The sequence below is a fragment of the Lentzea sp. NPDC004782 genome (assembly GCF_040609115.1).
Taxonomy (GTDB): Bacteria; Actinomycetota; Actinomycetes; order Mycobacteriales; family Pseudonocardiaceae; genus Lentzea.
The window spans coordinates 212,529-235,805 of record NZ_JBEXJN010000004.1 but is presented as its reverse complement, the minus strand read 5'-3'; the positions used below and the strand labels follow the sequence as shown (position 1 = coordinate 235,805).

Below are 23,277 nucleotides of genomic sequence, written 5' to 3'. Positions count from 1 at the left end.
TCTCGACAAAACTCACACTGCCGAGAATTCCTCACCGCGTGTCATCAGGCTTTAGTGCGACTCAAGCGTCTCACTAGGCCCGTCGGGTGGACTGTCGCTACCGGTCGATCAGCCGAGGAAGCCGTTCGAGAGTGCGCAACCAACCGACAGCCGCGACGCGGCGGAGTGCCTGCTCCGACGCGTCGAGCACCTCCACGAGGTTGACGGGATGGGCCACGGGCTCGCCACGCGACGCCTGAAGGGCGCGTTCGCGGTGGGCCAGGGCATCGAGTGGAATCATCACCCTGCGGCTGACACCTCCTCGTTCTCGAGCACCTGCAGCAGGAACTGCCCCGTGTAGCTCTGCTCGACCTCAGCGACCTGCTCGGGCGTGCCCTCTGCTACGACCATACCGCCGCCGGAGCCACCTTCGGGACCCATGTCGACGATCCAGTCGGAAGTCTTGATGACGTCCAGGTTGTGCTCGATGACGATGACGGTGTTCCCCTTGTCCACCAAACCGTTGATCACGCCGAGGAGCTTGCGGATGTCCTCGAAGTGCAGGCCGGTCGTGGGCTCGTCGAGGATGTAGACCGTCTTGCCGGTCGACCGCTTCTGCAGCTCCGACGCGAGCTTCACGCGCTGCGCCTCACCACCGGACAGCGTCGGCGCCGGCTGACCCAGCCGCACGTAGCCCAGACCCACGTCGACCAGCGTGCGCAGGTGGCGGTGGATCGCGTTGATCGGCTCGAAGAACGTGGCCGCCTCCTCGATCGGCATGTCGAGGACCTCGGAGATCGTCTTGCCCTTGTAGTGCACTTCGAGCGTCTCGCGGTTGTACCGCGCGCCCTTGCACACCTCGCAGGGGACGTACACGTCCGGAAGGAAGTTCATCTCGATCTTGATCGTGCCGTCGCCGGCGCACGCCTCGCAGCGGCCGCCCTTGACGTTGAACGAGAAGCGGCCCGGCTGGTAGCCGCGGACCTTCGCCTCGGTGGTGGCCGCGAAGAGCTTGCGGATGTGGTCGAACACGCCCGTGTAGGTGGCCGGGTTCGACCGCGGGGTGCGGCCGATCGGCGACTGGTCGACCTGCACCAGCTTGTCGACCTGGTCCAGGCCCTTGATCCGGGTGTGCCGGCCGGGGACCTGGCGCGCGCCGTTGAGCTTGTTCGCGAGCACCGTGGCGAGGATGTCGTTCACCAGCGTCGACTTGCCCGAGCCGGACACGCCCGTGACCGAGGTGAGCGTGCCGAGCGGGAACGACACGTCGATGCCGCGCAGGTTGTGCTCACGCGCGCCGACGACCGTCAGCTGACGCTTCTTGTCGACCTTGCGGCGCGTCGCCGGCATCGGGATCTGCTTGCGGCCGGACAGGTACGCGCCGGTGATCGAGTCCTTGTTCGTCAGCAGCTTCTTGTACGGGCCGCTGTGCACGACCTTGCCGCCGTGCTCACCGGCGCCGGGGCCGATGTCGACGACCCAGTCCGACGTGCGGATGGTGTCCTCGTCGTGCTCGACGACGATCAGCGTGTTACCGAGGTCGCGCAGCCTGGTCAGCGTCTCGATCAACCGGTGGTTGTCGCGCTGGTGCAGGCCGATCGACGGCTCGTCCAGCACGTACAGCACGCCGACCAGACCCGAACCGATCTGGGTGGCGAGCCGGATGCGCTGCGCCTCACCGCCGGACAGCGTGCCGGACGCGCGGTCGAGCGACAGGTAGTCGAGACCGACGTCGAGCAGGAAGTGCAGGCGGGCCTGGATCTCCTTGAGCACCGCGCCCGCGATCATCGACTCGCGCTTGCCGAGCTTGAGGCCGTCGAGGAAGTCCGAGCACTCCGCGACGCTCATCGCGCAGACCTCGGCGATGGACTTGTCGCCCTTGCGGGCGTGGTGCAGCGTGACCGCGAGGATCTCGGGCTTGAGCCTGGTGCCGGCACACGCGGGGCACGGGACCTCGCGCATGTAGCCCTCGTACTTCTCCCGCATGTACTCGGACTCGGTCTGCTCCTGCCGCCGTTCGAGGAACGGGATGACGCCCTCGTAGTTGGCGTAGTAGGAGCGCTCGCGGCCGTAGCGGTTGCGGTAGCGGACGTGCACCTGCTCGTCGATGCCGTGCAGGATCGCCTTCTGCGCCCTGGCGGGCAGCAGCCGCCACTGCTGGTCCATGCGGAAGCCGATGGTCTCGCCGAGCGACTGCAGCAGCCGCGTGAAGTACTCGGCGGTCTGCCCACCGGCCCACGGCGCGATGGCGCCCTCTTCGAGGGTCAGCTCGTCGTCCGGGACCACGAGCTCCGGGTCGACCTCCTTGCGCACACCGATGCCCGTGCAGACCGTGCACGCGCCGTACGGCGAGTTGAAGGAGAACGACCGCGGCTCCAGGTCCTCGATCGCGAGCGGGTGGCCGTTGGGGCAGGCCAGGTTCTCGGAGAAGCCCCTGACCCGCTTCGGGTCGGTCTCCGGCAGGTCGACGAACTCCAGCTCGACCAGCCCGTCCGCGAGCCGCAGCGCCGTCTCGACCGAGTCGGTGAGCCGCTGCTTCGACGACGCCTTGACGCTCAGCCGGTCGATGACGACCGCGATGTGGTGCTTCTCCTGCTTCTTGAGCTTGGGCACCTCGGCGAGCGCGTAGACGACACCGTCGACCTTCGCGCGCGAGTAGCCCTGCGTCTGCAGGTTCTGGAAGAGGTCGAGGTACTCGCCCTTGCGCCCGCGGATGACCGGCGCGAGCACCTGGAACTTGGTGCCCTGCTCCATCGCGAGCACCTGGTCGACGATCTCCTGCGGCGTCTGCTTGCCGATCGCCTCACCGCACTGCGGGCAGTGCGGCTTGCCGGCGCGCGCGTAGAGCAGGCGCAGGTAGTCGTAGACCTCGGTGATGGTGCCGACGGTCGACCGCGGGTTGCGGCTGGTCGACTTCTGGTCGATCGACACCGCGGGCGAGAGGCCCTCGATGAAGTCGACGTCCGGTTTGTCCATCTGCCCGAGGAACTGGCGCGCGTACGCCGACAACGACTCGACGTACCGGCGCTGGCCTTCGGCGAAGATCGTGTCGAACGCGAGGCTCGACTTGCCGGAGCCGGACAGCCCCGTGAAGACGATGAGACTGTCCCGCGGCAGGTCGAGATCCACGCTGCGCAGGTTGTGCTCGCGGGCGCCGCGAACGACAAGACGGTCTGCCACTGGGGTCCCTTCGGCTGCGATCGGCGGGTCACTCACGCCACACTCTTCCGAACAAGCGTTCGAAGCGTACTAGCATCGGTTCGGAGGCTGTGACCGACCCGCCGACCATGCTAGGCGGCACCCCTGACAAAAACGGTTCCGGCGGCTGTCGCATTCCCCTGAACAGGCTTTACTCATAGGCTGGTCACTTCGATCTCAAGCCTCAACGTCGGGGAGAGGCAGCACATGACCTACACGCCGTCCACGCAGCACACCTCCGTACCGGCACCGCGCGGAGTGCCCGACCGGCACATCACCGCGGTGCGCCAGGCGACGGACGTGCTGTACGAGGTCGTCGAGGAGCTGGACCAGACCGCCGTGCGCGGTCCGAGCCTGCTCCCCGGATGGACCCGCGGACACGTCATCACCCACCTCGCGCGCAACGCGGACGCGCTGGTGAACCTGCTCACCTGGGCGCGCACCGGGGTCGAGCACGAGGCCTACGCGTCGCGAGCCGATCGCGACGCCGACATCGAGGAGGGCTCCCGCCGCATCCTGCAGGTGATCAAGGCCGACCTGGACTCCGCGTGCGTCCGGTTCGAGCACGCCTGCCGCGACATGCCGGCGCACTCGTGGCGTTCGGAGGTCACGGCACCCAAGGGCGCCACGATCCCGGCGTCCCAGGTGCCGTTGTTCCGGCTGCGCGAGGTGTGGATCCACCTCATCGACCTGAACTGCGGCATCGGGTTCGAGGACCTGCCCGCCGACTTCGTGGAGGAGTTCCTCGACGACGCCGTGAAGCAGTTCGAGGGCAGGGTCGACCCGTTCCGCATCGAGGTCGCCCTGCCCGGCGGCACTCAGCGCATCTGGACGGTCAACGGTCCGGCGAGCCGCAGCTCCGTGAGCGGATCGGCCAGCACCGTGCTGGGCTGGTTGACCGGCAGGACCGGCGGCGCGGGCCTGCGCGGCGAGCTGCCGGACCTGCCCGACTGGATCTGAGTCAGCAACCGGTACGCGGGCCGTTCGACGAACTTCGTCATCAGCCAGCCGAGCACCAGCGCCGAGGTGAGGAACCCGGCGAGCAGCCACCCGGACCGCAGCCCGACGTCGTGCATGCGGTCCATCACCACGGTGCCGATCTGCTCGTGCACCAGGTACACCCCGTACGAGATGCCGGCGAGCCAGGTGACCGGCCTGGCGATCGGCTTGAAGAACACCCAGTCGGGTCCAGCCGCCGCAGTGCACACCAGGAGTAGCAGAACAGCGAACCCGAGCGTCGAACCGTACTCGGTCGTGTGAATCGCCTGCGCCACCAAAGTGGCCACGAGGAGCGCGACCAAGTGCGGGGTGCTCATCCGGTGCTTGTGCCACAACCAGATCGCGATGCCGGCGGCGAACAGCTGCGCCCGGTGCAGCGCGAAACCGTTGTAGACCATGAAGAGCGTGTGCGAGTGGTCCAGCAACGGCCGCAGCAGCAGCGGCGTGATGATGAGCACCCACAGGAAGAACCGGAGCTTCCGGCCTCGCAGGCACTTCACGAGGACGGCACCGGCGATGAACGCCGCGATCTGCACCGGCACGGTCCAGTAGGCGAAGTCGACGATGTTGACGTCCGGGAACCACTGGTTGATCAGCAGCAGGTTGTAGACGACGTCCCGGCCGTCGAGCTGACTCCACCCCTCGGGTGCGATCCACCGCTGCACGGCATATGTGAGCAGCACGGCCGCCATGTACGCCGGCAGCAGGCGCGCGAGTCTTCTCCACAGGAACTGCCCGGGCTTGCCGCTGTTGAGCGAGGCGCAGGCGAAGAAGGCCGAGACGACCATCAACGTGCTGGCACCCATCGACATCGGGAACGTGAACGGCAGCGGCCCCAGATCGGGGTGACTGCTGACGCTCGTGAGCGTGGCGTGGTGGAGCAACACGCACCCGATGGCGACGACGCGAAGTACATCCCAGCTGACCCTGCGGGCCGTCCGGGGCTTTTGTCGTTGCGCTGGAATCACGAGAGGTGGGGACCCGTTCGTTGATGCTTTCGGCGTACTCGGCGACGGAATGTTGACCTTTACTTACCCTATGAGCGCAACCTGTATGCAACCTGAAGGTGTGCGTTGCACCGGTTCGAGCGACTACCGTCTGCCACCGTGGACGTACTCGAGAACTACACCGGTCACGTCGATCCAGGTGGCCCCGCGGCCCGCCGCACGCTGGACGCGCTGACCATCACGAAGATCTCCGTCGGACCGATGGACAACAACGCCTACCTGCTCGTTTGCCGGTCCACGAACGAGGCGTTGCTCATCGACGCGGCCAACGACTACGAGCGCCTGTCCGACCTGCTCGGCCACATCCCGAACCGCCCGCGCCTGCGCACGATCGTGACGACGCACCAGCACGCCGATCACTGGCAGGCGCTGGGAGCCCTGGCCGGCGCCCACGGCTCGAACACCGTCGCGCACGAGCTCGACGCCGCCGTCCTCCCCGTCCCGCCGGACGTGCTGGTGGACCACGGCGACACCATCAACGTGGGCGAAGTCCCGTTGTCGATCATCCACCTGCGCGGCCACACGCCGGGTTCGATCGCGGTCCTCTACGACGACCCGACGGGTCACCCGCACCTGTTCACCGGAGATTCACTCTTTCCGGGTGGTCCTGGGCGGACAACAAGTCCAGACAACTTCGCCAGCCTGATGGCCGACCTGGAAGAGCGGATCTTCGGCAAACTGCCGGACGACACGTGGTTCTATCCAGGTCACGGCGACGACTCGACCCTAGGCGTCGAGCGTCCGAAGCTCGCCGAATGGCGCGAGCGAGGCTGGTGATCTTGGCCGAACGGGGCCGCCTACCGACGACGTAGGCGGCCCCGTTCGCTGTTCCAGCAGCGGGACGGGGCCTCGATCGGACGTGGAGGTCCGACCGTGCGCACATCGTGCCGCATGACCCTCATCACGGCGGTGACGCCGTGAGCATCGAAGCAATCGCATGGGCCCTCAACAGCGCCCCGATCCCGACCAACCGCAAGGACTCAAGCTCACTCGCAGTAGTCCTCATCGGCCTCGCCAACCACGCTGACCCGTTCGGGCGAAATTCGTTCCCGTCGGTCGCGACGCTGACCCGCTACACCCGCCTGTCCGAGCGAACCGTGCGCACGACTCTTGATCGTCTCCACGCGTTGCGCCTGATCAAGCCGTCAGACCCGGACATCCTGGCCGCGCACATCAAGCGCGCCGACCGCCGTCCTCAGGGCTGGGACCTCGCCATGTGTGACGAGGTGCACGTATCGCACCTCGCTGAGCAGGACGGGGTGCAGTCCACGCGCCACGAGGTGCAATCAACGACGCGACGGGGTGCGAGCACTGCACCCGATCCTTCCCTTAACCGTCCGAGGAACCGTCCCACGCCGAGCGCGCCCGGTGGGCGCCCGGCGGTCTGCGGCCAGTGCGACGCTCGTGACTCCGATCCGGTGTCAGCTCGCGTCGTCTGGCTCGACGACGACCGAACCCGGTCGTCCCTGTGCCCGCGCTGCCACCCAGCGGTGCTGTCGTGATGGCCCGCGTCCACCTGTCCTACTCCGAGCCGGTCTCACCGATCCATCCGCGCGGTTGGACTTCTCCGGCGCGCTGCTACGAGTCCCGCGCTGCGGCGGAGAAATTGCGCGACGCGACCAACTTCCTGTCCGGCCCGGACGCCGCTCGGCGCCGCACCTGGCATATCACCGACTGCCCAAGTGACGACTGCGGGGTAGGTCGATGAGCACAGCACCCCCGATGCCCGAGCCGAGCGACGACGACCTGCAGCACGCCTTGGCCGAGCTGGACAACTACCTGGCCAGTCATGCATCGACCGTCGAGCCGATGGAGTCTAGGCGGGTTCGCGACCTCCGCGCCGAGGTCGCCGAGGCACACGCCCTGCTGGCATTGCAGGCCGACACCGCGCCATTGCTGGTGGATACCGGCCGGGTACGTCGCACTCGTAAACGGGCCGCTGAGGCTGCGCAGCTGCACGCCCTCGCACAGAACCCCGCGGCGCGGGCATGGCAGGCCACACGGGTGCGGCTCACCCTGACCGCGGTCGCGCTGGCGGCGCTCGTCGGCGCATTGGCCTGGTCCACGACAGGCGTGCACCACACGCTGACCCGGAGCATGACCAACAGGGATGCGGCGTGGTGGGGCGCATGGGCAGTTGAGCCGGTCATCTCGGCGGTGCTACTCGTTGTGGTCGGGGCCAAGGCTTACCTCGCGACGCGCGGCCGGACACTGACACACAGGCATCTGAGCGTCGTAGAGTTCGGCGCGCTCGCCTTGACGCTCACACTCAACATCTGGCCGTACACCCCGTGGCAGGCCGACCGATTCGACCCGATGCTGCTGCTCGCCCACGCGATCGGTCCTTTGGTCGCCGTCGGCACGGTCACTATCATGCCCGCCATCTGGACCGCTTTCGCTGACCTCGACCACGGCCTACCGGTAGGCGCTACTACCCCGGAGTACAGGCAAAACACCCTTGATCGGGAGACCAAGCCCGAGCAGGCTACCGCGGTTCGTACCGCCCTACTGGTAGAGCGAGCACGCCAACTGATCGCCGGTAAACAATTGCCGGCTGCGCCATCGGCTACCCGGCTGCGCGAGGCCCTGGGATGCGGTACGGACACGGCACGTGAAGTCCGTGACGCTCTGCGCGCGGAGTGAACCGCGTGACCGGGCTACGGACGACCGACCGCTACGCCGGCGACGAGTTGATCATCAGCAAGCTCTCTCCGAACGGTCCCTTCGGATAGCCGGAAGTGCTAGATAGACAGCAAGCTAATCGCCGACGCCGAGTACCCACGGACCGCCGATGGGCCCCTCGAGAGCTGGCGCGCCCTCGCCTGAGTCCGCGCCAGCTCTGAACAGGTCACTCACTACGCCCGAGCCATCCTCATCCTCGAACAACAGACCCGATCATGAGGATGGGAGAGGCTCACTACTCGTCGGTCGCACTGTCATCCCGTTCAGCCTTGGCCAGTTGCAGGGCGTCCGCAACTGAGGCAAACTCATCCAGCGCCGCTTGCAGATCCTCGACAATCTCCTGCGCGATAACCTCCGGAGATTGCAGGTTTTCGCTGTCATTTAGGTCAGGATCCCGCATCCAGGTAATATCGAGATTGACCTTATCGCGGGCAAGTAGTTCGTCGTATGTAAAGCTCTTGAACCGCTCAGACTCGCCACGGGCGTGTCGATCGCCAACGTTGTACGCCTCGACAAAATCGTCCAAATGATGCGCCTGAAGCTTGTTCTGCCGCAGCGTGAAGTGCTGACCAGTACGGAAGTCGTACACCCACAGCTTCGACGTCCAGGGCACTTCCGGACGGGCGCGCTTGCGATCGAAAAACAGTACGTTCGCTTTAACTCCACCTGCATAGAAGATGCCAGTGGGCAGACGGAGCAGAGTGTGCACGTCGCACTCACTGAGCAGACGTCGGCGAATGGTTTCACCCGCGCCGCCTTCAAACAACACGTTGTCCGGAACGACGACCGCTGCCCTGCCATCGATCTTCAACATATTCGCGATGTGCTGGACGAAATTGAGCTGCTTGTTGCTCGTAGTCACCCAAAAATCGGCACGGTCGTAGCTTACGTCTTCACGAGTAACCTTGCCGAACTCGTCCACCGAGGCGAATCCAGACTTACGACCGAACGGCGGATTAGCGAGCACAAGCGTTGCACGCTCGTTCAGCGCGGGAGGCCTCGACAAGGCGTCACGAACGCCGATGAGCGCCCTTCCACCCGGCTCACCGATGCCGTGCAATAGGAGGTTCATCTGCGCCAAGCGCGCTGTACCGTGCACGAGTTCGATCCCAGAAATGCCGCCATTACGGAGGTGCTTTGCATCCTCCGTCGTCAACTCCTCGCCGTAGTTCTCCTGGATGTACTCGTGCGCGGCGAGCAGGAACCCGCCAGTGCCGCATGCGGGGTCCACAATAGTGTCATCCGGCCGAGGCCGTACACATCGGACCATTGCATCAATAAGGGGTCGCGGCGTGAAATATTGACCAGCACCGGACTTAATATCCTCGGCCCCTTTTTCAAGGAGCGACTCATAGGCGTCGCCTTTGATGTCCACGCCAGTGCCAGACCAGTTGACCTTATCGATTAGGTCAACGATCAATCTTTTCAACGTGGAGGCATTGCGAATCTTATTCTCTGCACTATGGTAAATTAGCCCAAGCGCCGTTTCTGGCTTTTTTCCAAGCTGGTCAAGCACATTCTCATAGGCGAACTTAAGGTCGTCAGCGCTCGCGTCCACCAAAGTCTGCCAGCTAAGATGGCTAGGCACAACCTCCTTAGCGCCGAATGACTTCCGATCCGCTCGCTCTTGCGCCATCTTCAAAAAAAGCAACAAGGTCAACTGATCGACATAGTCGATCGTGGATACACCGTCGTGACGAAGCACATGGCAGTAACTCCACAGCTTATCTACAAGTTGCTTAGCCTCAGTTGCAGTCTTCGGCACCGTCACAGCGTGGTCTCCTGATGTTGATTCACAGCTCGACGAACGCGCTTGTTCCTTAGTTGAGTCACACGTTCCAGCCGAAGGCGCTCCAGCAACGCCGAAGCTGGTTCCTCATGCGCATCCTGAGGAACCAGCCCGCCGGCAAAAGCCTCGACTAGTAGCGACCGCCGAAGTGCAGAGTTGCGTCGATCCAGTAGACCAACATCCTTCTCCAATCGACGCAGCCCTCGAATCCGCTCTCTAGTCGACTCGACAAGGGCAAGCTGCTCAACCAACGGAGGCACAGGAATAGGCAGTTCGCGACAGGTTGACAGCGAAATATTAAACTGTCCCGCGGTCGCACGCGCTGTGCGCCGTAGGAGACCGAGCACGAACGGCGATCGAAGAACAACTTCCAACCACCCAGGGTTCACCTCGGAACCTGCACGGAACGCCACGATAGCTTGGTTGATGTTCCATTCCGGCCACGAATCTGGAACAACCGCGGTCTTACCGAGAGGTGGGCCGACAATGTTGGTTAGAACATCTCCGGGATACACACGAGAGCGCTTCAACAGCGAGTCATGCGTTGCGCGATCCACAAAAGTGGGACGTACCGAGAAGTCAACAACACCCCAACGGGTCAGATTGTAGACTTTAAGGAAGGGGATTTCACCTTCGCCGGGGTACATAAGGTGTGACTTCGGTGTGCTGCCACATTCAATGGAAGAGCATACATCTGACGCCACACGCCATCTCCAGGATGACGGCAGCGAAGGAAGCGATCCATAGTCGATTTTCTTCGGGGTTCGATGCAATAGCTCAACAAAGCTTTCGCTCCCCTCCAGCCTCTGATCACGCCCGAGTGCGACGCTATCAAGAAGTGCTTGCTCAAACCGGTTCAAGCCCCCGAATACAGCGCGCAGGGACTTCTCCGCTGCATCGACTCGCGATAGATGCCCTTCCAGCACAGCTAGGATGCGCTCTTGCTCCCCGCCTGGAGCAATTGGAACAGGAATATCCATCAAGCTCGGCACATCAATTGATGCCACAGTTGTACCACGCTTGGCGCACTTCTTTAGGATCTGAGATTCAATACTTCGCAGAAAATACGCGACCCACCTTGGCGAAACACCAGCGAAAGGCACGACTGCGCGCATATCTTGGTTTAGTGTCGTACCAAACGGAACAACTGCTACGGGCAGCCTCCGTTCCAGAATGCCCGATCTGACCACAATGGCGACAGAATTAGACGGAACGAGGCGGACGGCTGAGTTCGCAAGGGCAAGCTGAGAAATTTTATCCTGAGTTCCAGCGAGCACATTGGATCCCATATCCTTTGGCGAAAGCCACGGAATGGTTGCGTCAAGCCAGTACTCAGGCTTGCTCTTCGACGGTGTGCCGCCACCGAACCAGGTACCGATTTCACCTAGCTTGGCCCATTCCCAGCCTGGGGGAAGATCGCTCATGCGGGGAGGGTCCTATTCAGCTCATCCAGCAGTAGTTCCGCGTGATCGTCGCCGAAGTCGCGGATGAAGCCGTCGACGCCGCCGCGTTCGGTGAACGGTACGCCATCGAGATCGTCAGCGGTCACGTGGAGTCGGTAGGCCAAGGTAACTGCGATCTTGTCGATCCACCACCGCTGGTCGACGGTGAAGCGCACGCCGCTCTGCTCCTGGCGAGCGAGCCAGTTAGCGAGCGTGTCTTCGATTCGACTGCGGTAGGTGCGCAACTCGGAGTCGAGGCCGAGCTCGTAGCGCAAGATGGTCATCAACTCGGGGACGCCCTTGCGGCCACCATTGCCCTTGGCGATGCCGAGGTTCTGGTAGGCCCTCCAGAGGACTTCCGGCGTCCAGCGGTAGGGCGGCGACTCGATCTTCGCGGCCAGCCGCTTCAGAGACCTGTAGACATCGACGGGGTCGCGTCGAGGCTCACTGAAGGCCACCCTCAGTGCTGCGATCTCGTCGGCATTGTCTTGCAGGTACTGCCGCCAGTCCTCGACTACCTGCTGTGGCGCGTTTTCGCCCACCAGCCTCGCTTCGACAGACACCACCTGGTCGAGAGTGTGTTCGTCGTAGGGCAAATCGTACTTGCGACGAATGGTCAGGATGCGCGCCCGCAGCTCGGGTCGCTCGGCGAGAGTGCGCACAGCGTCGAGTACGAGTCGTTGCTGAGCCTCGGGGCCGCCTGCTTGCAACGCAATCTCCTGGGCCTCCTCATCGGTGGCACGCTCCAAGCCCTGGGCAATCTCCTTAATCGTCTCCCCACTGGCAAGCTCGGTCAGTTCATCCCGTTCGTCCGGTGTGATCTGCCGGTCGAGCGCGCTCAGCCGTGAGGCAAGCGCGGCTGCCTCATCGACGGAAATGCCCTGGCTGGCGGCGCGGTTGAGCAACTTCTCCAGACTGACTTGCCGTTGGGTGGCAGGCTGCAATGGCTTGGCGTCGACCAGGGGCGAGTCAGTCACGCCGATCGGGTCGACCAGCAGAAACTTCTCCTTGGCACGCGCGTCGGGGGTGACCCGCTGGAACTCGTCGGAGTCGATCGTGCGCGCACCCCGGCCCTTCATCTGCTCGAAGTAGGTTGCGCTCGACACCCCTCGGAGGAACAGAACACACTCCAGCGGCTTCACATCGGTCCCCGTCGCGATCATGTCGACGGTGACTGCGATCCGGAACGCTGCATCGTTGCGGAAATCCGCGATCAGCTGCTCCGGGTTCTCCGCCCGATAGGTGATCTTCGAACAGAACTTGGTACCTCCACCGAAAATCTCACGAACGATGTCGACAATCTCGTCGGCGTGCTGGTCCGTCTTGGCGAAGATCAGCGTCTTGGGCACGAGCCGGCGGTTAGGGAAGTACTGAGGCCAGTCATCGTGGAACCGCTGGATCACTGTGCGGATCTGGCTCGGGTTCATCACAGTCCGGCCGATGGCGTCCGCGCTGTAGTCCAGGTTGGTGTCGAGCTGCTCGTACCGCTCGCGTCGGGTGTGCAGATCGACGATGCGCACCGGGACGTTCGCCGGAATGCTGCCTCCCTGCTCGCCGACCACTGTCGTGATCCGCATGATGTCGAAGTCGACGTTCACCTGATCGGTGACTGCCTGCCGGTAGGTGTACTGGCTGACCAGGTTCTCGTGGAAGAAGCCGAACGTCTGGGCCACCGGCGTGGCGGTGAGACCGACCATGTGCGCGTCGAAATACTCCAACACCGCACGCCACTTGCCGTAGATCGACCGGTGGCACTCGTCCACGATCACCAAGTCGAACGTCTCTGGCGGCAGCGCGGCGTTGTACTCGACCTCGACAGCGTCGTCGACCTGGTAGTCGTCGTCACGCTCGTCTTCCGGCACTTCCTCGCCACGGAGCATCGAGTACAGCCGTTGGACGGTGCTGATCACGACGTGGGTCGAGTCGAGCACAACACCGCTGCGCAGCCGCTGCACGTTGTACAGCTCACCGAACGGCGTCCCGTCCTCTGGCGTCCTGAAGTTCTCGAACTCGCCCTGCGCTTGGCGACCGAGGTTGTTCCGATCCACCAAGAACAACACGCGCTTCGCCCCGGCGTGGCGGAGCAGCCGGTAGGTCTCAGTGACCATCGTGAACGTCTTGCCCGCTCCGGTGGCCATTTGGATCAATGCCCGCGGCTTGTCGTCTGCGAGGGACGCCTCCAGACCGGTGATCGCTTCTGATTGCGCGTTTCGCAGATCCTCCGCGATCAGTTCCGGCATACGACGGAGCCTGTGCCGATAGGTCGGAGCCTCCGCGTTGGCCTCGGCCTCCCTGATCCATCGCGCGATGGTGGTCGGCTGATGGAAGGAGAAGACCCGTCGCGGTCGGGCGACCGGGTCGAGGGTGTTGGTGAACCTGGTCTCCACCGCAGTCGACTCGTAGCGGAACGGCAGTGGTGTGCGCCAAGCCGCGAGTTGCTGGCCGGCATCTAGTCCGGACGCGTAGCGCTCAGTCTGCCAGTTTACTGCGCCCAGGCTCACGCCTTCCCGCTTCGCCTCGATAACACCGACCAGCTTGGCCCCGACGTACAGCAGGTAGTCCGCTCGGCCTGTAGCCGTCGCCATCTCCCTGACGGCAACACCCAACGTTGCGTGTACGTTCATCTCGGCGTGGTCCTGCACCACCCACCCGGCGGCGGCGAGCATCCGGTCGATAATCCGTCGAACCTGGGCCTCGCTGAGCAGTGGACGACTCGCAATCGCCGCACGCTCGACGTACTCATCCCGGAGGGCGGAGTCGATGGGCGCCGCGTCGGAAGCCCTCTCGTTGAGCTGGCGCTGCAGCTCGTCCACCTTGGTGGAAAGCTGCCGGACCAGATCCTGCAACCCGGCCTGTGCCTGCACCGTACGCAGAATCTCCTGGCTCGCAGCGGACTGAGCGGCCGCTTCGGCGGCGGCCCGAGCCGTCCGGTCGTCGATGGTCGTCTTCATCTCGACCAGCTCGGCGTGGTATTGGCTCAGTAGCTGACGCAACTCCGCCAGCGCTTCCGACTCCTCGGCAACCACTGGCTCCGGGGTGACGGGAGGTTGCGGCGGCACGAACGGCGGCGCTGCATCGCGGCTCCCGCTGACCGTACGACCGAACCAAGCGCCAAGTTCGTAGCACGCCCTGACCAGAACCAGGGCATCGCGCTGAGCGGCATACCCCTCATGTACTGCCTGGTTGCCGATGGTGCGAACTTGTTCAAACCAACCATGAACGCGTTGGTTGATGAATCCTTGGTCACTGAGCATCTTGAGGCGTTTGAACTGCTTGTCCGGCATATTGGGTATGCCGAACTGAATGAATGCTCGCGCCGCCAGCGCTTCGCCGAACAGTCGACATTTGAACATCGCTGTATTCGGATCGGCGAAGACTGCGGCCTCAGCAGCCGCGCCGTGCACAACCAACACAGGCTCATGAGTCAACAAGTGACCGAAGTTCGCTGACCGTTGAGCCAGCTCATGAACCTGCTGGTCCACACCCATAACGCCCCCTGCCTGACTCCGCGCTCCTGCCGCGCCTGGCTCAGCTAAAGATCATCGCGCAACGCGGCGACGATGTTACAACTCGAACGCACCAGTTCGCCGCGGAATAACGAGACGGGCATCGGCCAGCCACCCGACAGAGTGGTCAATAGTGCCACCACCTGTGGCTTAGCGTGCCTTAGCCGGACCTGCGCACCCCTTCACAGGCCCACAAAGTCCACAAAGGACATGCAACAAACCATTCGCCTATGGCTTGTGGCCGGCAACCCGAACCTGCTAAGCGATAGATGCTCTCGCCCCTTATCCAAGACACCGATAAGCACCGTGGCCGACACAGACGGCCACGCCAGCTAGCCTGACGCGGCGAGAGGTGCTGTTCAGGGCCATCAGCCAGGGGTACCTCAGCTGACAAGAGCTCTCCGACGAGAGGCAGGTGGCAGTGGACGAGACGCACGTCGGTCGGCGGGTACGTGAGATCCGTTCGTTCCGGGGAATGAGTCTGACCGCGACAGCGCAGCTCGCGGGCATGGCGCCGAGCTACCTGAGCATGATCGAGCGAGGGCTCCGGCCGGTGAACCAGCGGGCCACGCTGGAAGCGCTGGCCAACGCGCTGCGCGTGTCGCCAGCCGAGCTGACCGGCAAGCCCTACGCACCGACCGATGCGGCCTCTGAAGAGGCTCACAGCCACATCTTCGAGGTCGAAGACGCCATGACCGCTTGGCGGATCGGCGAGGTACCCGACGCGCCGGCTCGGCCGTGGCAGCAGGTGAGCGCTGAACTGGACCTGCTCAACCTCACCCTGCGGCCCAACGCTGACTACGCCGCCCAAGGCGCGTTGCTGCCCTCGCTGATCCGGGACCTGCTCGTCGCAGCGAACGACCCGAAGCGGCGCATGGCTGCCCTGGTGGGACTCATCGCGACCTATAAGGCGGTGGCCTACTTCGCCCACGACCTCGGCGTGGCGGGGCTACCTGTGCTGGCGGTGGAACGCATGCGTGAGGCTGCCGAGGAGCTCGACGACCCGGTCTGGTTGAGTTATGCCGCCTACCAGCGCGCACAGCTGATCAGTGGCACCAACCGATCTCGCCAGTACGACCTCGCCGTGCAGACCGCGCAGCTTCCTGGTGCGCGGGTAGAGGTGCACGGCCTCGCGCACCTCACCGCAGCCCTGGCGTGCGCGTCGCGGGGAGACGCCGACGCCGCCCAGACCCACCTGACCGAGGCCACGGCGCTCGCGGATCGGATCGAGCCGGACGTCAGCCCGTGGATGCAGACCAACTTCGGCCGCACCAACGTCGGCATCTGGAAGGTCTCCATCGGCCTAGAGCTCGGCGCGGGCGCGAAGGTCCGCGAGATCGCCTCCACCGTGCGACCAGCCGGTGTGTCCAAGTCGCGTCAGGCCCAATTCTGGATCGACGTGGGCCGCGGTCTGCTGACCGAGCGCAAGCATCGCGATCAGGGCCTCGCCGCAATTCTGGAGGCGGAGAAGCTGGCTCCGCAGAAGGTTCGCAACAACGTCTTCGTCCGCGAGTCCGTGACTGGTCTGCTCGCTCAGGCCAGGCGAGAGGCCGGCGGCCGTGACCTTCGCGGCCTGGCCTACAGGGTCGGTGTAGCCCCATCCGGGTGATCCACGCCGCCCGTTCACAAGTTGTGAAATAGCGATCCAGGGTCCCACCTAGCGTCACTTTCCAGATACGGGAGGTGACACCAGGTGGGATCTTCGCTGTTGACGAGGTTGCGGCATCAGGTCGCGCAGGTCCTCACCTTCCGTTCGCATGCTGCGGTGTCACGACCGGTTGCTCCCCGACGCTCCGGCCGTGACGCCGCGTCCACCGCATCCTGCGCCCTTCTCAATGCCGACACCGTGCTGATCTGGTCGGCCATTCCGGCGCAGAGCCCTACGAGCAGCGACCCGCATCCCTCTTTCTCGGGTATGCGGGGCGCGCCGTACGTGAACGGAGACGCCGACCATGTCCTTGCCCAACGCCGATCCCGCTCGATCGCCCGGTGGCGGCGGGGCACTCGAATCGCTCGCCACCGATCCGAGCTGGCTGGCCGCCCGTGACCGGCTCGCCGCGTCGATCCGCGCAACCAGCCTGCCGACCTACGGCGGGCAGGCTCGCCTTCGCGTTGCTGCGCGCCAGGAGAACCGGTGAGCGGCCACGTCTGGTGGACCTCGCCGCTGGACAACCTGACCCACGCGATCGGGGACAGCACCGGTCCTGGCGACGGCACGGTGGACACCGAGTGCGGCCGGGTGCTCGACATCGAAAAGGCGGCCAAGTCGCCGAGCGGCAGCTTCTGCGACGACTGCCTGCAGAAAGTCGGGACGAAGGTGGACGACAGCAGCCGCTGGCGGTGAGTGCCGTGGCAGCTCAGCACGCCTACCGCGAGGGCAACCAATGGGGCATGACGGTTCCCGAACTGCTGGAGGACGCCGTCGCCGAAGGACGACCGCTGCATCTGGAGTGGAGCGAGGACGGCACCACGTGGGACTGGCCGGGCAACAACTTCGACACCATCGAGATGCCCGTCATCACCCCCGAAATGCTCGCGGCCACAACGCCAGAACCGGCGCCCGACACGGACGGTGACACCGAGGAACTGGCCACCGCCACCGCCGTACTGCAGGTCGACCAGAGCTGGTGGTTTACCGGCCCAGCGGGGCCGCGATGACTTCCGGGTGCTCACCCATGAGTTCATCCGGCAAGCCCTGACTCGAATGCCGTTGCACCACAACGCCTTCTAGTCAGGTTGATGTTGAACCGACGAACAAACAGGGGATGCCATGTCATTGATCATGCTCGACGGGCCCGTCGCCGCAGACGATCTGTTCGCCTTGGAGCACTTGGAGTTCATCACCGATATCCCGGCTGACGCCGCGATGAACCCCTGCACCAACGGAACCGACGACGGCTGCGACCCGACCTGCGCGTCAGCGTGTGTCACCGGAGGGGTGTGACACCAGAAGTTCCCGATGTGCCTTGGGGACCAGGCGGCCCTGGTCCCCAAGGCACTCATTCTCGTTGTCACGTCTGGAGGAACGGATGCGTCACGCTGACCACAAGCCGCTGTATCGGCACACCGGAGTCGCGCTGCTGCGAGCCTCGGCTACACCGCTGAGCAGCGCTCCCGACCAGTGGCCCGACCTGACCGACATCGCTTCCTGCCGGGCATGGCTGGACCGGATGTGGGCACGCGATGGCTTGGCCGCGGCTGTGCGGCAGGCCAGCCCGTCGCTGGCCGACCGCGTCGACGACATCTGCGCCGGGCACGCCGTGTCCGACAAACAGGTGCGCAGCGCCACCGTGTCCGCCGTGCGCTACGTGCTGCGCAGCATCGGACGGCCCACGCCCTTCGGGCTGTTCGCCGGCGTCGCTCCCGTGACGCTGGCAGAGGCCGGGCATGTCGAGTTGCGAGCGGGGCACCGGGCCGCGGCAAGGACCGACGCACAGTGGCTGGCCGACATCATCACGCGGGCCGAATCCTGCCCGCAGTTGCTGGAGCGCCTGCACGTCACGGTCAACGACCTCACAGTGCGCCGGGGTGACCGGCTGGAGCTCCCGCAGGGAACGGACCGGGCAAGGGTGCTGTGCACCTCCGCGATCCTCGCCGCGTGGCAGGCCGCTGCAACACCGATGCGCTTCGGCGACCTCATCGACAAGCTGGCCAACGACTTCACCACCGACCGCCTCAAGGTCCGCGACAACATCACCGCGCTACTTGTGCGGCCGGGGTTCCTGCTGACCAGCCTGCGCGCGCCGTTCACCATCACCGACCCGTTCACCCACGTGTTGAACGTCTTGAACGACGCGGACGCCGCCGAACTGCCCGAGATCGCAGACTTGCTGCACGATCTTGACGCGATACACGCCGAGTTGCGCCACCACAACGCCCCCACGACTTCGGCCATCGAACAGCACGAGACCCGCACGGCACTGATCAGCCACATGCGCACGCTGTCTCCGGCAGGGCGAACGCCCATCGCCGCGGATCTGTTGCTGGACAACACAATCGAGCTGCCGAGCAAGATCGCACAGGAGATGGCCGCCGCCGCGAGCGTACTACTGCGCACCACCCGCCACCCTGCCGGTGACCCGGCCTGGCACGAGTATCAGGCCGAGTTCACCGATCGCTACGGCGTTGGGACGCTGGTACCGCTACTTGAGGTCGTGTCGCCCGATGCCGGCCTCGGGTTTCCCGCACGCTTCCATGGCAGTCTGCGCTCCGCTCCCGCCGTCGCGCTCGGACAACGCGACGAACGGCTGCTGGCAATGGCGTGGCTGTCGATAGCCGACGGCAGCCGCGAAATTGTCTTGTCCCACAACGACGTCGCTGCGCTCACCGACCCGGAGCTCGACGAGCGTTTCATCCCGCCGCACGTCGAACTGGCAGCGCGCGTGCACTGTTCCAGTGTGGACGCGCTGAACCGGGGCGAGTTCACGCTCACCGTCGCTCCCGCCCGCTCAGCCGGAACCCTCACCAGCCGGTTCACCCCGATGGCCACCGGGTCCGGTCTCGCCGAGGCCTACCGGGCGCTTCCAGCCTCGACTGAGGGCGCGCTTCGTGCGCAGCTGAGCTTCGGCCCGAAGTTCGTGCCCGCCGAGAACGTCTGCCGGGTACCCGCCTACCTCGATCACGTGATTCCGCTGGGTGAGCACCGCGGCCACGATGACCCCTCGACTTTGATTCCACTGGAGGACCTGGCCGTCTGCGCGACCCGTGACCGGCTCTACCTGGTCAGCCGATCGCGGCGCCGGGTGGTTGAGCCGCAGGTATTCCACGCTCTCGCCCTGGACAAGCAGCCGCATCCGCTGGCGCGGTTCCTGGCCGAACTGCCGCGCGCGTTCAGCGCCTCCTGGTACCAGTTCGATTGGGGTCCGCATGTGACGCTGCCGGTTCTGCCTCGGGTGCGCTACGGCCGCACAGTGCTGTCCCCGGCGCAGTGGCGTCTGTCCACTACCGACTTGCCGCCAGAAGGCACCGGCCCGCGGGGCTGGCGCGCGCTGCTCGCCGCTTGGCGGACACGCTGGAACTGCCCGGACGTGGTGGAACTGCGCGACGCCGACCGCACACTGCGGCTGAGTCTCGACGAGCCTGTCCATGCCACGCTCCTGCACACCCACCTCGTAAAGCACGGCCAGGCCATCCTCTACGAAGCCACCGACGTGGCCGATTACGGCTGGATCGATGGCCACGCCCACGAGATCGCGCTGCCACTGGTCACCACCCGTCCAGCTGCTCCCGCCCCGTTGTGCGGTCCGCTACCCGAGGTGACCAACCAGCACGGGCAACTCCCCTGTTACCCCGGTACCACCTGGCTCACCGCGAAGATCCACACCCACCCAGAGCGTCTGGACAGCATCCTCGCTACCCGCCTTCCGCAGCTGGTCAACACCCTTCCCGAAGGCACCGCATGGTGGTTCGTGCGATACCACAGCCACCACGAGCCCGATCACCTCCGGCTGCGCCTACGCCCCACGCCCGAGCACTACTCTGCGTGCACGATCACGGTCGGGGAATGGACGCAGCGGATACGGCAGGCAGGCTTGATCACGGACGTGCGGTTCGCTTCTTACCAACCCGAAATCGGCCGCTATGGGCCCGGCGCAGCGCTGGAAGCGGCCGAGGAAGTCTTCGTCGCCGACTCGCGGTTGGTCGCCGCCATGCTCCGTACCCTGCCCGCCAAGTTGGTCAACCCCACTGCGCTGGCCACTGCGAACATGGTCGGCATCGTCCGCGGATTTCTCGGCACGCCTGGCGCCGCAGCCAACTGGTTGATCAACCGCACTGCGCCCGCGGTCACCATCGCTCGGCACATCCTCGACGATGCGATGCGGCTCTCGGTCGACCTGACCGCCCTACGGCAGCTGCCGGGCTGGACGGAACCGGTCGAGCAGGCCTGGCAGGCCCGCGCCGAGGCCCTGGCCGCCTACCGAGGGCACCTGCGCCCCGGCACCGGCATCGACATCAACTCCGCGCTGGAGTCGTTGCTGCACATGCACCACAACCGGGCCATCGGCATCAACCCCGACCACGAGCGCCTGTGCAAGCGCCTCACCAGGCACGCCGCGTTGGCCTGGCGGGCACTGCACCAAGGCGGCGATTCCCAATGACGCCAATAACCTCACCCACCGCGCCGCCACAGCACGACCCCACTCCCGCCTGGGGACAGTCACTGTCCTACGGCGCGGCCGGGACCGCACTGTTGCGCGTCGGCCAGGCCCGCGCCGGCCTAATCGGCTGGCCAGCGGCACGCCAGTGGATCACGACGATGACCCGCAGCCCGCTCGCCGCCCACCCCGACGCGTGCCTGTTCAACGGCGCGCCCGCGGTCGCATTCGTGCTGCGCACCACGGGAAACCCTGCCTATGCCCGCCCGCTGCACACTCTCGACGCACACATCTCACGCCTGACGCGGCGTCGCCTCGACGCAGCACACCAGCGCATCGACGACGGACTCCCTTCACGTCTACGCGAGTTCGACCTGATCAACGGACTGACCGGGATCGGGACCTACCTGCTGCACACCGGCCACGACGCGCTGCTGCACGACGTGCTGTCCTACCTCGTGCGGCTGGTGTGCGAGCCGATCACGTTCGACGATGAGCAGCTGCCCGCCTGGTGGACCGGCAACGAACCTGCCGACAGTCCTTGCCCGCAGTGGCCTGGCGGACACGCGAACCTTTCGATCGCTCATGGTGTCACCGGGCCGCTGGCCTTGCTGGCGACTGCCAAGATCAACGGCATCTCCGTACCAGCACACGCCGAGGCGATCGAGAACATCTGCGGGGTGCTCGACCGCTGGCAACTCGGCACCCGCACCACACCGTGGTGGCCTGGCACCATCAACCTGCACGAGTGGCGCACGGGCACCACCAGCCAGGTTGGTCCGCAGAGGCCGTCGTGGTGCTACGGCACGCCCGGCATCACCCGCGCACAGCAGCTTGCGGGAATCGCCCTCGGCGACCAACAGCGGCAGCGCGCCGCCGAGAACGCGCTCGCGTCGTGCATCACCGACCCACAGCAGCTCGATCAGCTCGACGGCGCGTCGCTGTGCCACGGCTGGGCCGGACTGGTCCAGACTGTCCGCCGCGCCGCGGACGACGCCGGACCCGGAAGCGAACTCGCCACGCTCCTGCCGCGGCTGCACAAAGACTTCCAACAGCACCTGCGCGATCACCGGCCACCGGCCGGGGACGGCCTGCTGGAGGGCGCGACCGGAGTCGCGCTGGCCCTGTACTCGGCGACCGAACCCGCGTTCCACTGGGATGCGTGCCTGCTCCTCGCCACACCTGACCGCAGTACCGAACTTGAGAGGAACGGGATGACCACCACGGAAACCCAGCCCGAAGACCTGCGCAACCGGATGGTCGACCACATCGTGGAGAACAGCCAAGCGCTGTCGGCCGAGGTCGAACGGGTCCTGCGCAAGGTTCCCCGCCACCCGTTCGTGCCGGACGCGAGTATCGAGGACGCCTACGCCAACCGGGCCATCACCATCAAGCCCGGCCCTCCCGGCGGCAGGCCCGCCAGCTGTATCTCCGTACCCACCGTCGTCGCGATGATGCTCAACCAGCTCGACGCCCGCCCCGGCCAGCGCGTCCTGGAGATCGGCGCCGGCACCGGCTGGAACGCCGCCCTGCTCGCCGAACTCGTTGGCGAGACCGGCCACGTCAGCACCATCGACATCCATCCAGACGTCACCGAGCACGCCCAGCGAGCGCTCGCCGCCACCGGCTACGACCGCGTACACGTCATCACCGGAGATGGCGTGCTCGGCGACCCCGAGAACGGCCCGTTTGACCGGATCATCGTCACCGTCGGTCCCTGGGACCTGCCCCCGGCCTGGTTCGACCAGCTCGCTGCCGGTGGTCGGCTCGTCGTCCCGTTGACCTGGCGTGGCCAGACCCGCAGCGTCGCGTTCGTCAACGACAACGGCGTACTGCGCGCCACCGACAGCCAGCTGTGCGGCTTCATCCCGATGATCGGCGACGGCCAGAACAGCGAACAGAAGGGCAAGATCGCCGACGACGTTCTGCTGTACTGGGACCCTGACCAGCCCGTCGATCTCGATGTCCTGCAGGGGGTTCTGGCAAAGCCTGCGAGCACCGTGTGGTCCGGCACGTCGATCGTGGCCATGGAGTCCACCGACCTCATCTGGCCGCTGGTCACCGCCGTTGAGCCGGGGACGGTGCGCTTCTGCGCCGGTAACGACGCTGTGGAGGCCGGACTGGCCAAGCCCGCCTTCCGGTACAGCAGCGTAGCCCTCGTCGAGGGCGAATCGTTGGCGTACATGACGTTGAAGAACCCCGAGCCTGACGCGCAGGACAAGCGCTGGGAACTCGGAGCGATCGGCCACGGCCCTGCTGGAGAGCAGCTCGCCGAACGGCTGTGCACCGTGATCCGTGCCTGGGGCGAGGATCGCGCCGCTCAGCCGACTATCGCCGCCTATCGCGCGGGAACACCGGACGACGCGCTTACCGCCGGCCAGGTCATCGACAAGCAGTTCATCCGGCTCGTCATGTCACGCTGATCACCCTTCGGACGCATCGATACGGCCCCGCCTTCTGCTGGACACTGTCCCGCAAGAGTCGGGGCCGCTCCACGTGCTCGACCTTCTCCACGTCATGCCGACGACCCCGATGGCCACAGCACGGCCTGGCGACCGATCGAACAATGACTAGTGAGTC

General features: G+C 65.4%; 16 protein-coding genes and 1 pseudogene. 11 read left to right on the top strand and 6 right to left on the bottom strand.

Annotated features, from left to right (window positions below; genetic code table 11):
* Positions 1-97 precede the first annotated feature (97 nt).
* Together ABZV40_RS05935 and uvrA are read right to left on the bottom strand one after the other, a co-directional pair.
* Positions 98-280: a hypothetical protein gene (locus tag ABZV40_RS05935; RefSeq protein ID WP_355436467.1), complete on the bottom strand. Its 183-nt coding sequence runs from the start codon at positions 278-280 to the stop codon at positions 98-100.
* Complete coding sequence (gene uvrA, locus ABZV40_RS05930) at positions 280-3,159, bottom strand: excinuclease ABC subunit UvrA (protein WP_355436464.1); 2,880 nt, start codon at positions 3,157-3,159, stop codon at positions 280-282. Before uvrA ends, ABZV40_RS05935 begins: the two co-directional genes overlap by 1 nt.
* A 225-nt stretch (positions 3,160-3,384) precedes the next feature.
* On the opposite strand from uvrA, the gene ABZV40_RS05925 reads away from it, so the two are divergent.
* Entirely contained in the window at positions 3,385-4,137 is a 753-nt protein-coding gene (locus ABZV40_RS05925) for a maleylpyruvate isomerase family mycothiol-dependent enzyme (protein WP_355436461.1), read from the top strand.
* Between the two features lie 50 nt (positions 4,138-4,187).
* On the opposite strand, the pseudogene ABZV40_RS05920 reads toward ABZV40_RS05925, so the two are convergent.
* Positions 4,188-5,144, bottom strand: a pseudogene (locus ABZV40_RS05920) (acyltransferase); the annotation flags it as partial.
* Between the two features lie 138 nt (positions 5,145-5,282).
* Here ABZV40_RS05920 and ABZV40_RS05915 point away from each other — a divergent pair.
* The 3 genes from ABZV40_RS05915 (at position 5,283) to ABZV40_RS05905 (ending at position 7,826) form a co-directional block, all read left to right on the top strand.
* Entirely contained in the window at positions 5,283-5,960 is a 678-nt protein-coding gene (locus tag ABZV40_RS05915; RefSeq protein WP_355436457.1) for an MBL fold metallo-hydrolase, read from the top strand.
* Positions 5,961-6,100: 140 nt separating this feature from the next.
* Entirely contained in the window at positions 6,101-6,685 is a 585-nt protein-coding gene (locus tag ABZV40_RS05910) for a helix-turn-helix domain-containing protein (protein ID WP_355436453.1), read from the top strand.
* Positions 6,686-6,887: 202 nt separating this feature from the next.
* Entirely contained in the window at positions 6,888-7,826 is a 939-nt protein-coding gene (locus ABZV40_RS05905) for a hypothetical protein (protein WP_355436449.1), read from the top strand.
* 274 nt (positions 7,827-8,100) lie between these two features.
* Here ABZV40_RS05905 and ABZV40_RS05900 read toward each other — a convergent pair whose 3' ends face one another.
* From ABZV40_RS05900 to ABZV40_RS05890, 3 genes are read right to left on the bottom strand one after another with little or no spacing between them, the layout of a single operon-like run.
* Positions 8,101-9,636: a class I SAM-dependent DNA methyltransferase gene (locus ABZV40_RS05900; protein WP_355436446.1), complete on the bottom strand. Its 1,536-nt coding sequence runs from the start codon at positions 9,634-9,636 to the stop codon at positions 8,101-8,103.
* Entirely contained in the window at positions 9,633-11,078 is a 1,446-nt protein-coding gene (locus ABZV40_RS05895) for a restriction endonuclease subunit S (protein ID WP_355436444.1), read from the bottom strand. Before ABZV40_RS05895 ends, ABZV40_RS05900 begins: the two co-directional genes overlap by 4 nt.
* Positions 11,075-14,584, bottom strand: coding sequence for a DEAD/DEAH box helicase family protein (locus ABZV40_RS05890; protein ID WP_355436441.1), 3,510 nt, complete (start codon positions 14,582-14,584; stop codon positions 11,075-11,077). Before ABZV40_RS05890 ends, ABZV40_RS05895 begins: the two co-directional genes overlap by 4 nt.
* 433 nt (positions 14,585-15,017) lie before the next feature.
* Between ABZV40_RS05890 and ABZV40_RS05885 the strand changes: the two genes are divergently transcribed.
* From ABZV40_RS05885 to fxlM, 7 genes are all read left to right on the top strand, one after another.
* Positions 15,018-16,211, top strand: coding sequence for a helix-turn-helix transcriptional regulator (locus ABZV40_RS05885; RefSeq protein WP_355436438.1), 1,194 nt, complete (start codon positions 15,018-15,020; stop codon positions 16,209-16,211).
* Between the two features lie 343 nt (positions 16,212-16,554).
* Positions 16,555-16,740, top strand: coding sequence for a hypothetical protein (locus ABZV40_RS05880; RefSeq protein ID WP_355436436.1), 186 nt, complete (start codon positions 16,555-16,557; stop codon positions 16,738-16,740).
* On the top strand, positions 16,737-16,946 hold the full coding sequence (locus ABZV40_RS05875) for a hypothetical protein (RefSeq protein WP_355436433.1): 210 nt from the start codon (positions 16,737-16,739) through the stop codon (positions 16,944-16,946). The genes ABZV40_RS05880 and ABZV40_RS05875 overlap by 4 nt, the downstream gene beginning before the upstream one ends.
* Before the next feature lie 5 nt (positions 16,947-16,951).
* Positions 16,952-17,260, top strand: coding sequence for a hypothetical protein (locus ABZV40_RS05870; RefSeq protein ID WP_355436430.1), 309 nt, complete (start codon positions 16,952-16,954; stop codon positions 17,258-17,260).
* Between the two features lie 112 nt (positions 17,261-17,372).
* Complete coding sequence (locus ABZV40_RS05865; protein WP_355436428.1) at positions 17,373-17,546, top strand: hypothetical protein; 174 nt, start codon at positions 17,373-17,375, stop codon at positions 17,544-17,546.
* A gap of 85 nt (positions 17,547-17,631) precedes the next feature.
* The gene (locus tag ABZV40_RS05860; RefSeq protein WP_355436425.1) at positions 17,632-20,700 is read left to right on the top strand and encodes a lantibiotic dehydratase; all 3,069 of its coding nucleotides are present in this window, start codon (positions 17,632-17,634) and stop codon (positions 20,698-20,700) included.
* Positions 20,697-23,120: a methyltransferase, FxLD system gene (gene fxlM / locus ABZV40_RS05855; protein WP_355436601.1), complete on the top strand. Its 2,424-nt coding sequence runs from the start codon at positions 20,697-20,699 to the stop codon at positions 23,118-23,120. The genes ABZV40_RS05860 and fxlM overlap by 4 nt, the downstream gene beginning before the upstream one ends.
* The last annotated feature ends 157 nt before the right edge of the window (positions 23,121-23,277 follow it).